This is a genomic window from Mycobacterium sp. TH-M116 (genome assembly GCF_057473685.1).
Window position 1 is genome coordinate 1 of record NZ_JBYCLC010000054.1, and the last position, 11,785, is coordinate 11,785.

General features: G+C 67.1%; 12 protein-coding genes. 4 read left to right on the top strand and 8 right to left on the bottom strand.

Annotation, left to right across the window (positions count from 1 at the left end; all coding sequences use genetic code 11):
- The coding region (locus tag AC2VOK_RS02505) for an alpha-amylase family protein (RefSeq protein ID WP_428899074.1) at positions 1–1,315 on the top strand (1,315 nt) is incomplete at its 5' end.
- Between the two features lie 23 nt (positions 1,316–1,338).
- A complete protein-coding gene (gene glgB, locus AC2VOK_RS02510; protein WP_428899075.1) occupies positions 1,339–3,534 on the top strand; it encodes a 1,4-alpha-glucan branching protein GlgB in 2,196 nt (731 codons plus the stop codon).
- A gap of 26 nt (positions 3,535–3,560) precedes the next feature.
- On the opposite strand, the gene AC2VOK_RS02515 is transcribed toward glgB, so the two are convergent.
- A complete protein-coding gene (locus AC2VOK_RS02515; protein ID WP_428899076.1) occupies positions 3,561–4,475 on the bottom strand; it encodes a tetratricopeptide repeat protein in 915 nt (304 codons plus the stop codon).
- Positions 4,476–4,642: 167 nt separating this feature from the next.
- On the bottom strand, positions 4,643–5,824 hold the full coding sequence (locus tag AC2VOK_RS02520; RefSeq protein WP_428899077.1) for an acetyl-CoA C-acetyltransferase: 1,182 nt from the start codon (positions 5,822–5,824) through the stop codon (positions 4,643–4,645).
- Positions 5,825–5,905: 81 nt separating this feature from the next.
- Between AC2VOK_RS02520 and mce the strand changes: the two genes are divergently transcribed.
- Entirely contained in the window at positions 5,906–6,370 is a 465-nt protein-coding gene (mce, locus tag AC2VOK_RS02525) for a methylmalonyl-CoA epimerase (RefSeq protein WP_428899078.1), read from the top strand.
- A 9-nt stretch (positions 6,371–6,379) separates the two neighbouring features.
- On the opposite strand, the gene AC2VOK_RS02530 is transcribed toward mce, so the two are convergent.
- On the bottom strand, positions 6,380–6,676 hold the full coding sequence (locus AC2VOK_RS02530; protein ID WP_428899079.1) for a hypothetical protein: 297 nt from the start codon (positions 6,674–6,676) through the stop codon (positions 6,380–6,382).
- Between the two features lie 23 nt (positions 6,677–6,699).
- Positions 6,700–7,371, bottom strand: a complete 672-nt coding sequence (gene nucS / locus AC2VOK_RS02535; protein ID WP_428899080.1) for an endonuclease NucS — start codon at positions 7,369–7,371, stop codon at positions 6,700–6,702.
- Positions 7,372–7,416: 45 nt separating this feature from the next.
- Between nucS and AC2VOK_RS02540 the strand changes: the two genes are divergently transcribed.
- Positions 7,417–9,042 carry an adenylate/guanylate cyclase domain-containing protein gene (locus AC2VOK_RS02540; RefSeq protein WP_428899081.1) on the top strand — a complete coding sequence of 542 codons (1,626 nt, stop codon included), beginning with the start codon at positions 7,417–7,419 and terminating at the stop codon, positions 9,040–9,042.
- 76 nt (positions 9,043–9,118) lie between these two features.
- On the opposite strand, the gene AC2VOK_RS02545 is transcribed toward AC2VOK_RS02540, so the two are convergent.
- The 4 genes from AC2VOK_RS02545 to AC2VOK_RS02560 form a co-directional block, all read right to left on the bottom strand.
- Entirely contained in the window at positions 9,119–9,703 is a 585-nt protein-coding gene (locus tag AC2VOK_RS02545) for a fasciclin domain-containing protein (protein ID WP_428899082.1), read from the bottom strand.
- 203 nt (positions 9,704–9,906) lie between these two features.
- Complete coding sequence (locus AC2VOK_RS02550; RefSeq protein ID WP_428899083.1) at positions 9,907–10,572, bottom strand: fasciclin domain-containing protein; 666 nt, start codon at positions 10,570–10,572, stop codon at positions 9,907–9,909.
- A gap of 106 nt (positions 10,573–10,678) precedes the next feature.
- Positions 10,679–11,377 carry an anti-sigma factor gene (locus AC2VOK_RS02555; protein ID WP_428899084.1) on the bottom strand — a complete coding sequence of 233 codons (699 nt, stop codon included), beginning with the start codon at positions 11,375–11,377 and terminating at the stop codon, positions 10,679–10,681.
- Positions 11,374–11,785: sigma-70 family RNA polymerase sigma factor (locus AC2VOK_RS02560; RefSeq protein WP_428899085.1), on the bottom strand; the 412-nt coding region annotated here is incomplete at its 5' end. The genes AC2VOK_RS02560 and AC2VOK_RS02555, both read right to left, overlap by 4 nt.

Below are 11,785 nucleotides of genomic sequence, written 5' to 3' on the forward strand. Positions count from 1 at the left end.
CCGCATCGCCGACATGGGGTTCGACGTCGTGTACCTTCCGCCGATCCATCCGATCGGCAAGGTACACCGTAAGGGCCGCAACAACTCTCCCACCGCGGCACCCGGAGACGTGGGCTCGCCGTGGGCGATCGGCAGCGACGAAGGCGGTCACGACGCGATTCACCCGGACCTGGGTACTATCGACGAATTCGACGAATTCGTTTCTGCCACAAAGGCTTTGGGCATGGAGGTGGCGCTGGATCTGGCGCTGCAGTGCGCACCGGATCATCCCTGGGCCAGCCAACACCGGGAATGGTTCACCGAGCTGCCGGACGGCACCATCGCCTACGCCGAGAACCCGCCGAAGAAATACCAGGACATCTATCCGCTCAATTTCGACAACGACCCGGCGGGCCTGTACGACGAGGTTCTGCGGGTATGCCTGCACTGGATCGACCACGGTGTCAAGATCTTTCGGGTCGACAACCCGCACACCAAGCCACCGGACTTCTGGGCCTGGCTGATCGCCCGGATCAAAGATCACGACCCCGACGTGCTCTTCCTCTCCGAGGCCTTCACCCCGCCGGCCCGCCAGTACGGTCTGGCCAAGCTCGGCTTCACCCAGTCCTACAGTTACTTCACCTGGCGCACGGCCAAATGGGAGCTCACCGAATTCGGCAACGACATCGCGACACTGGCCGACTTCCGCCGGCCGAACCTCTTCGTCAACACCCCCGACATCCTGCACGCGATTCTGCAGCACAACGGTCCCGGCATGTTCGCCATCCGCGCCGTGCTGGCCGCCACGATGGGCCCGGCCTGGGGCGTCTACTCCGGTTACGAACTCTTCGAGCACCGCGCGGTGCGGGAAGGCAGCGAGGAATACCTGAACTCGGAGAAGTACGAACTGCGTCCCCGCGACTATGCGAGCGCACTCGCCGAAGGTCGGTCCCTCGAGCCGTTCATCAGGCAACTCAACGCGATCCGCCGACTACATCCCGCGCTTCAGCAACTGCGCACCATTCATTTCCACCACGTGGACAACGACGCGCTGCTGGCCTACAGCAAGTTCGACCCGGCCACGGGCGACTGCGTGTTGACGGTGTTGACCCTCAACGCGTTCGGACCCGAGGAAGCCACCCTGTGGTTGGACATGGCGGGATTGGGTATGGAACCCTACGAGCGATTCTGGGTACGCGACGAGATAACGGGACATGAATTCCAATGGGGACAAGCGAATTATGTTCGCCTGGACCCTACGCAAGCAGTCGCGCACATCGTCAACATGCCACTTATACCGAAAGAATCCCGGATCACACTGTCACGCAGGCGATGAACGCACCCGGAGGTGAGAGGGACATGAGCAGAGCCGACCAAATCGCCGCAAAGCACCTGGCGCCAGACCGCGACGATCTGTCGCGCCTGGTGGCCGGCACACACTACGACCCGCACGGCATCCTGGGCGCTCACGAGTACGACGACCACACCGTCATCCGGGCGTTCCGGCCGCATGCCAGCGAGGTCGTCGCGCTCGTCGGTGCTGATCGGTTCCCGTTGCGCGACATCGAATCGGGCCTGTTCGCCGTGGCGCTGCCCTTCACGAACCTGATCGACTACCGGTTGCAGATCAGCTACGAGGGCGCCCAACCGCACATCGTCGCGGACGCCTACCGCTTCCTGCCCACCCTGGGCGAGATGGATCTGCACCTGTTCGCCGAAGGCCGCCACGAGCGACTTTGGGAAGTCCTCGGCGCGCATCCCCGCTCCTTCACCACCGCCGACGGCGTCGTGGAGGGTGTCTCGTTCGCCGTGTGGGCGCCCAACGCCAAAGGTGTCAGCCTGATCGGGGAGTTCAACGGCTGGACGGGCACCGAGGCGCCCATGCGGGAATTGGGTTCCTCGGGCGTGTGGGAGTTGTTCTGGCCCGGGTTCGCCGTCGGCGAACTCTACAAGTTCCGCGTCCACGGCGCCGACGGCGTGGTCACCGAACGAGCCGACCCGATGGCCTTCGCCACCGAGGTACCCCCGCACACCGCATCGCGGGTGGCGGTCAGCAGCTACCGCTGGAACGACGAGGACTGGATGACGCGGCGCGCCCGGCTCAACCCGGTGTTCGAGCCGATGAGCACCTACGAGGTCCACCTGGGCTCGTGGCGCCCGGGGCTGCGCTACCGCCAACTCGCCAAGGAATTGACGGACTACGTGGTGGAGCACGGATTCACCCACGTCGAGTTGCTGCCGGTGGCCGAGCACCCGTTCGGCGGCTCGTGGGGATACCAGGTCACGTCGTACTACGCGCCGACGTCGCGGTTCGGCACCCCCGACGAGTTCCGGGCTCTCGTCGACACCCTGCACCAAGCCGGAATCGGTGTCATCGTGGACTGGGTGCCCGCGCACTTCCCCAAGGATGCCTGGGCACTGGGAAGGTTCGACGGCACCGCGCTCTACGAACATTCCGATCCTCGACGCGGTGAGCAACTCGATTGGGGCACTTACGTTTTCGACTTCGGCCGCCGCGAGGTCCGCAATTTCCTGGTGGCCAACGCGTTGTACTGGATCGAGGAGTTCCATGTCGACGGCCTGCGCGTGGACGCGGTCGCCTCGATGCTCTACCTGGACTACTCGCGCCCTGCCGGCGGCTGGACGCCCAACATCTACGGGGGCCGCGAGAACCTCGAGGCGGTCCAGTTCCTTCAGGAGATGAACGCCACGGTACACAAGAGGGCGCCGGGGATCGTCACCATCGCCGAGGAGTCGACGTCATGGCCGGGTGTGACGCGTCCGACAAGCCTTGGCGGCCTGGGTTTTTCGATGAAGTGGAACATGGGATGGATGCACGACACGCTGGACTACCTCAGTCGCGACCCGGTCTATCGCAGCTACCACCACCATGAGATGACGTTCTCGATGCTGTATGCGTTCAGCGAGAACTACGTCCTGCCGATCAGCCACGACGAGGTGGTGCACGGCAAAGGCACGTTGTGGGCGCGGATGCCCGGTGACAACCACCTCAAGGCTGCCGGTCTGCGCAGCCTGCTCGCCTACCAGTGGGCGCACCCGGGCAAGCAGTTGTTGTTCATGGGCCAGGAATTCGGCCAGCGCAACGAATGGTCGCAGGAGCGCGGCCTGGATTGGTGGCAACTCGACGAGCAGGGTTTCTCCAACGGCATCCTGCGGCTGGTACGCGACATCAACGCCATCTACCGCGGCCATCCGGCGCTGTGGAGCCAGGACACCGTTCCCGACGGCTATTCCTGGATCGACGCCAACGACTCCGCCAACAACGTGCTGAGTTTCCTGCGCTACGGCAACGACGGTTCGGTCATGGCCTGCGTCTTCAACTTCGCCGGTTCCGAGCACAGCGGCTACCGGCTCGGCCTGCCGGTCGCCGGCCGGTGGCGCGAGGTGCTCAACACCGACGCCACCGACTACAACGGATCCGGCGTCGGCAACATGGGCGGGGTCGAGGCCACCGAGGACCCGTGGCACGGCCGGCCGGCGTCGGCGCTGCTGGTGCTGCCGCCCACGTCGGCGCTGTGGCTGGCGCCCGAGTAGCGCTCGGCGCTTGTCTGCTCGCCGAGTCAGTACAGCGCGTTGGCGAGGTTGCGCCGGCCGGCGACAACCTCCGGGTCGGCCGGATCGAACAGATCGAACAACTCGACCAGGCGGGTTCGCACCCGGGCGCGCTCGTCCCCGGACGTCCTGCGCACCAACGCGATCAGACGCTCGAATGCCGCGCTGACCTCCTGGTTGAGGATCTGCACGTCGGCCGCCGCGAAGGCGGCGTCGATGTCACCCGGCGCCGCGTCGGCCACCGCGATCGCGTCGGGGACTTGAGCCGTTGCGCGCGTGAGGAAGTCGATCTGCCTGATCGCGGCCCGGGCTTCGACGCTGCCGGGGTTGGCGTCCAGGATCGCCTGGTACGAGGCCTTGGCGGCGTCGAAGTCACCGGCCTCGAGTTGCTCGCGGGCCTGCAATAGCTCTGGATCGGGTTGCTCGGACTCCCCGCGATCCGGTACGCCCTTGAGCTTGCCCTCCGTCGCCGAGAGCAGCGAGTCCACCCAGCGGCGCAACTGGTCGGCCGGCTGCACGCCCTCGAAACTGGACAACGGCCGGCCGGCGGCCAGTGCCACCGCGGTAGGAACCGCCTCCACGCCGAAGGCCTGGGCCACCCCGGGCGCCGACTCGACGTCCACCGTGGCCAGCGACCATTTGCCGTCGTCCTCGGCGGCCAGTCGGGACAGGGTATCGGCGAGCTGGGCACATGCGTCGTTGCGCGGCAACCACAGCAACACCACGACCGGCACTTCGCCGGACCGGATCAGCACCTCGTCTTCGAAATTGGCTTCGGTGACCTCGGTCACCCCGGGCGCCGCCGACGCCGCCCGGCCGCCGGGGCCACCTGCCGATGCGTTGTGCTGGGCGCGCTGCTTGAGGCCGGAAAGGTCGACCGCACCGGCCAGCGCAGGCCCAATGGAGGATCGGGGACGCGTCACGCCGTCAAGTCTGTCATGCACGTCGGGGGCCGATCCACTCGGTGGCGCGGACACTCGCACCCAGCGAAAATCCGCCCCCATCCCCACCGGACGGCGCCCGTACGGCCACCATGACGAACCTCACAAACGTGCGCGCGAACGTCGCGCCAGCAACGCCGCGCGGACCGTTACCCCGCCCGCAGGATCAACGCATCGCCCTGCCCGCCCGCCCCGCACAGGGCGGCGACGCCATAGCCGGAGCCGCGGCGCGCCAGCTCCAAGGCGGTGTGCAGCGCGATGCGGGCTCCCGACATGCCGAGCGGATGCCCGACGGCGATCGCCCCGCCGTTGGCGTTGACGATCTCCGGATCCAGTCCCAGCTCGCGAGTCGAGGCCAGCGCGACGGCCGCGAACGCCTCGTTGATCTCCACCACGTCGAGTTGGTCGACCGAGATGCCTTCACGCCCGAGCGCTTTCTTGATCGCGTTGGCCGGTTGCGATTGCAGCGTCGAGTCCGGTCCGGCCACCACGCCGTGCGCACCGATCTCGACCAGCCACCTCAGGCCCAGCGCCTGGGCTTTTTCCTTGTTCATCACCACGACCGCGGCCGCGCCGTCGGAGATCTGCGACGCCGAACCCGCGGTGATGGTGCCGTCGCGGCGGAATGTCGGCTTGAGGCCGGCCAGCGATTCGGCGGTGGTGTTGGCGCGGATGCCCTCGTCCTCGGCGAACTGCAGCGGGTCACCCTTGCGCTGCGGGATGCTGACCGGGACCACCTCGTCGGCAAACACGCCGTCCTTCCACGCCGCGGCCGCCCGCTGGTGTGACCGGGCGGCGTAAGAATCCTGCTCCTCACGGGTGAATTTGTCGACGTCGTTGCGCTGCTCGGTGAGCGCACCCATCGGCTGGTCGGTGAACACATCATGCAGGCCGTCGTAGGCCAGGTGGTCGAGCACGGTGACGTCGCCGTACTTGTAGCCCGAGCGGCTGTCCATCAGCAGGTGGGGCGCCCTGGTCATGGACTCCTGTCCGCCGGCCACCACCACGTCGAACTCTCCGGCGCGAATCAGCTGGTCGGCCAGCGCGATTGCGTCGATACCGGACAGGCACATCTTGTTGATGGTCAGCGCCGGGACGTCCCAGCCGATGCCGGCCGCCACCGCCGCCTGGCGGGCGGGCATCTGGCCGGCTCCGGCCGTCAGCACCTGGCCCATGATCACGTACTCGACCGCGCCGGCCGGCAGGCCGGCCTTCTGCAGGGCGCCGGCAATCGCGACGGCGCCCAGATCGCTGGCCGAGAACTCTTTCAGAGAACCCATCAACTTGCCGATCGGCGTGCGGGCTCCAGCAACGATCACCGACGTCGTCATGACTACCTCCTAGGCGTGCGCGGATGGCCGATTCCGATCCCCGGAGAAGCGGAATCGTTGCCGTCAGGTTACCGTTGTGAGATGACGACCGACCAAGTTGACGCCCGTCAGGTCCTCGGTAGTGCGCTCGTGACCGCGGTCGACCATGTCGGCATCGCTGTCCCCGACCTGGACGCGGCTATCGCCTGGTACCACGACCACCTCGGCATGATCCTGGTTCACGAGGAAGTCAACGACGATCAAGGTATCCGCGAGGCCATGCTGGCTGCACGCGGCGGACCCATCGGCACCGCACAGATCCAGTTGATGGCCCCAATCGACGATTCGTCGGCCATCGCGAAGTTCCTCGACAAGCGCGGGCCGGGCATCCAGCAGCTGGCGGTTCGGGTCAGCAATCTCGACACCTTCTGCGAGCAACTCCGCTCACAAGGCGTCCGGCTGACCTACGAGGCGCCGAGACGCGGCACCGCGAACTCTCGAGTCAACTTCATCCATCCCAAGGATGCCGGCGGAGTTCTGATCGAGTTGGTCGAGCCGGCTTTGTAGGACCGGTAGTCACGACCACCTCCGGGTCGGACCGCGAGTCGCGCGGTTGCTCCAGCACCCCGTATGCCAGTGCCGTCTGTCCTCGATCGTGAGGTCGGGGGCGTCCACCGGCCAGGCCACGACATGCGCAGTCCCCGAACGGATCTCGTGGTCACACCCGGGGCAGCGGTAGATCTTGACGGCGCGCGCCGCAGCGACCGGGTGAACCTCGTAGTCGTATCCGCCGGGCCCCGACTCGACCCGCCGCGAGACCGACGACAACGGCGTGGGGCCCTGCCGTCGGGGCGGTGTGCGGCGCCGTGGCATGCGGCCAGTCTAATCCCGAGACCTCAGAACAGCCGGTATTCGTCGCTGTCCATCCCGCGCATTCTGTCGTAATCCAATGTCACACAACGGATCCCCCGATCTACCGCCAGCGTGCGCGCTTGTGGCTTGATCTGCTGCGCCGCGAACACGCCCTGCACCGGCGCCAGCAGGCTGTCGCGGTTGAGCAACTCGAGGTAGCGGGTGAGCTGCTCCACGCCGTCGATCTCGCCACGCCGCTTCACCTCCACCGCGACCGAGCCGCCCCGCTCGTCACGGCACAGCAGGTCGACGGGCCCGATCGCGGTCATGTACTCGCGGCGCACCAACGTGTATCCTTCGCCGAGCAGCCCGACGTGCTCGGCCAACAATGCCTGCAGGTGCGCCTCGACACCATCCTTGACCAGGCCGGGATCGACGCCCAGGTCGTGACTGGAGTCGTGTTCGACCGCCTCGACGGTGATACGCAACTGTTCGCCTGCCTTGTTTTCCACGACCCACACCGGCGCCGCGCCGCCCGGCTCCTCGGTCATCCGGCACGGCGGACTCATCCAGTTCAGCGGCTTATAGGCCCGGTCGTCGGCGTGCACGCTGACCGAACCGTCGGCCTTGAAGAGCAACAACCTGCGCGCGGACGGCAGATGCGCGGTGAGCCGGCCGACGTAGTCCACCGTGCACTGGGCAATCACGAGTCGCACCCGATTCACCTTAGAGCGTGACCGACAAACTAGGCTGGCGCCACCATGTCGGCACAGAGCACCCTAGCGCGACGCCTGGGCCGGGTGCTCGAGACGGTCACCGGTCAGAGCGGCCGGCTGCCGGAGACCCCGGCGTACGGCTCGCTGCTGCTCGGGCGGGTCACGGAAAGCCAACGGCGGCGCCGGATACGCATCCAGGTCATCCTGACGGTGCTCGTCGTGGGCGTGAACCTGCTCGGCATCGGCGTGGCCCTGTTGCTGGTGACCGTCGCCATTCCCGAGCCGAGCGTGTTCAGCGACGCGCCGCTGTGGCTCACGTTCGGCGTCGTGCCGGCCTACCTCGCGGTCGCGCTGGCGCTGGGCGCGTACTGGATCACCCGGCGGACCGTGATCGCGCTGCGCTGGGCGATCTTGGAGCGGTACCCGACCTCAGACGACGAGCGCAATACGTTTCTGGCCCCGTGGCGCGTCGCGGTCATCGACCTCGTCCTGTGGGGATCCGGCGCGGCGCTGCTCACCACCCTCTACGGCCTGGTGAACACCCTGTTCATCCCCCGGTTTTTGTTCGTGGTGACCTTCAGCGGCGTCCTGGTCGCCACGGGCAGCTATCTGGCGACCGAGTTCGCACTGCGGCCGGTGGCCGCCCAGGCCCTGGCGGCGGGGCGGCCGCCGCAGCGGCTGACCGCGGGCATCATGGGCCGGACGATGATGGTCTGGTTTTTCGGATCGGCCGTACCGGTGATCGGCATCGCCCTGCTGGCGCTCTTCCAACTGCTGATGCGCAACCTGTCCGAAACCGAGTTCGCCGTCGGTGTGCTGATGATGTCCACTGCCGCAGTGATTTTCGGTTGCGTGTTGATGTGGATCCTGGCCTGGCTCACCGCGACACCGGTGCGGGTGGTGCGCGCGGCACTCGAGCGCGCCGGGCGGGGTGACCTGCGCGGCAACCTGGTGGTGTTCGACGGGACCGAACTCGGCGAGCTGCAGCGCGGTTTCAACGCGATGGTCGACGGCCTGCGTGAACGAGAACGTCTGCGTGACCTTTTCGGCCGGCACGTCGGACGCGAGGTCGCCGCCGCCGCCGAACTCGAGCGACCGAAGCTGGGCGGGGAGGAGCGCCATGTCGCCGTCCTGTTCATCGACATCGTCGGCTCCACGCAGTTGGTGACCAGTCGGCCTCCCGCCGAAGTCGTCGCGGTGCTCAACCGGGTTTTCGGCATCGTCGTCGAGGAGGTGGACCGCCACCGCGGTCTGGTCAACAAGTTCGAGGGCGATGCGACGCTCGCCGTATTCGGCGCCCCGAACCGCCTTGACCACCCCGAGGAGGAGGCGCTGAGCGCCGCCCGACGCATCGCCGAGCGACTGGCCGCCGAAATGCCCGAGTGTCAGGCCGGCATCGGCGTCGCGGCGGGCCACGTGGTCGCCGGCAACGTCGGCGCCCGGGAACGCTTCGAGTACACCGTGATCGGCGAACCGGTCAACGAGGCCGCACGGCTGTGCGAGCTGGCCAAGACCTATCCTGGCCGATTGCTCGCGACGGCCGCCGCCTTGGACGGCGCGAGCGAAAAAGAACGTAGCCGTTGGTCGTTGGGCGAGACGGTCACCCTCCGTGGCCATGAGCGCTCCACCCGGCTGGCCACACCCGCCGAGCCTGCCCAGCCGAGCGGATAGGGCGCTGTCGGCTGCGGGCCGCAGCCACGGGTGTCACCATGGATGAAGTGCTGATCCGGAATTCCGGACCGGACGGCTAAGCCGGCGGCATCAGGACCGTGTCGATCATGTACACCGTCGCGTTCGCCGTCGGCACGCCGCCGCACACCAGACCGGCATCGTTGACCTTGAGGGCGTTACCCTGCCCTGTCACGGTCACGGTGCCTCCCTGCAGGGTCTTGTGGGAGCCCGCGACGCGGGTCGGATTCAACTGCCCCTGCACCACGTGGTAGGTCAGGATGCTGGTCAGCAGCTTCGAATCCGTCTTCAGCTGGCCGATCGTCGACTCCGGCAGCTTGGCGAACGCGGCATCGGTCGGCGCGAAGACCGTGTACTGGCCGTTGTTCAGCGTGTCGACCAGGTTGACATCCGGATTCAGCTTGCCGGAAAGCGCCGCGGTCAACGTCGTCAACATCGGGTTGTTCGACGCGGCCGTGGCGACCGGGACCTCAGACATACCGTCTACCGATGCGGGGCCGCTGGGATTCGCCGCCGCGTAATCCGCGCATCCCGGACCCACCAGGTCGGCCGCTGCCGCGGTCGGGGCCGTGGTCACGGCAAGACCGATGAAGGTCGCTGCCGCGAAACCCGTCGCCAACTTTGAGGTGTTGCGTGCTTTCATGTGTCTGGCCTCCTACGTGTCGGCGACGGACAACCGCCGCCGGATTGCTACCGACACGAGTAGTTCGGAACCCGAGCCGGTGCGGACTGCCCACCGGAAAATCAATCGTGCCCTGGAGCAGAAGCCGCAGCGGTCACGGATTTTTTTTCCAGCGAGACCAAGCACCGCCCGACCTCGGCCGAGCGGTGCTTGGCGTGCGGGGTTTACTGGCTCGGAGGCATCAGCACCGTGTCGATCATGTACACCATCGCATTGGCGGTGTGAACGCCGCCGCAAACCAGACCGGCGTCGTTGACCTTGAGTGCGCTTCCCTGCCCTGTCACGGTCACGGTAGCGCCTTGCAGGGTCGGGTGGGTGCCGTCGACCATGTCCGGACTCTCCTGACCTTGCACCACATGGTAGGTCAGGATGCTCTTGAGCAAAGGAGCGTCGACCTTGAGTTTGTCGATGGTGGCGGCCGGCAGCTTGTCGAACGCGGCGTTGGTCGGCGCGAAGACTGTGTACTGACCATCGTTCAGCGTGTCGACCAGGTTGACATCGGGATTCAGTTTGCCGGAGAGCGCCGACGTCAGCGTGGTCAGCATCGGGTTGTTCGACGCGGCCGTGGCGACCGGGTCCTGGGCCATCCCGGCGACGGACCCGGGACCGCTGGGGTTTTCCTTGGCGTAGGCGGCGCAGCCGGTACCGATCAGGCCGGCCGCAGGGTCGGCCATGGCCGATGTCGTTGCGGGCGCCGCCATGCCGGTCGGCGAGTTGTCGGTCGTCGACGACTCAGACGTCGACTTGTTGCTTGAACACGCCGAGAAGCCAACGACCGCAATCGTCGCAAGGCATGCCGCAGCGACTGTTCTGGCCTGAGCGTTCTTCATCGCGTTTGGACTCCTTCATCAGGGGCGGACTCGGGAACCGCCGTTCAACCGGACGCAGGTCATTCGGAGTCGCGGCACCCGCGGACGGGTGAATACAGTGGGCCGCTCAGCGCAGCGGCAACTCGGCCAGTATCGTCCCGGTCGGCTGGGCCGAGCCGGTACCGGGTTCGACGGTGAACGCCAAGGCTGTCGACGTTCCGAGGTTGGTCAGCGTCGCGGTGGTCGAGGGCGCCACCGCCGCTGCGCCCATCGTCCCTGCCGAGGTCGCACCCTTGGCACCCAGCAACCACATCTGATACACCGTGCCCGGGGACGGCGGCGGGACGTTGTTCATCACCAGCACACCCGCGCCGCGATCACGGGAGAACACCACCGTGGCCGTGCCGTCGGCGAGCGGGCGGGACACCGTTCGCACGTCGGGAGCGGCCAAGACTTGGGCGGCCACGGTCGCGGGAGGGTGCGGCCGTACCAGCACGCCGGCACCGAAGGCGACCGCACCGACCACGATTGCCGCCGCCGCGGAAGCCAGAGCCGCCGTACGCCAACCTGACCGGCGCTTGCCGCGGGGTTGCGCCGCGGCCAGCGTGACGGCGCGCAGACGGGGCGGCGGCTCGACCGCGGTCGTTGCCGAGGCGATGGCCATCGTCTCGCGGATGGCACGGACTTCCGCGTCGAAGGCGACCGCCCATGGCCGCGGCGCGGCCGCGACACGCCGCTCGATGTCGGCTCGCTCCTGATCCGACACGGCGTCGAGCGCGTAAGGCGCGGCCAGTTCGAGCAATTCGAATTCGATCGGTTCGGTCATTGCACGTCCAGACAGTTTCGCAGGCTCCGCAGCGCGTCGCGCATGCGCGACTTGATCGTCGACAGATTCGCGTTCAACCGCTGCGACACTTCCCTGTACGTCAATCCCTCGTAGTAAGCCAACCGGACGCACTGCCGCTGCATGTCGGTCAAAGCGTCCAGGCATGCGACCACGCGGCGATGTTCCTCGCCGGCGATCGCCGATTCGACGACGACATCGCCCGGCGGCTCGGCGCTGGACGCGATGTAGCGAGACTCCCGCCTGGTGAAGGCTTCCTCTGAGCGCACCCTGTCGACGGCGCGCCGGTGCGCCATGGTCAGCAGCCAGGCCAACGCCGAACCTTTGCCCGAGTCGTACTCCCCCGCCGTGCGCCACAGCTCGAAATAGATTTCCTGGGTCGTTTCCTCG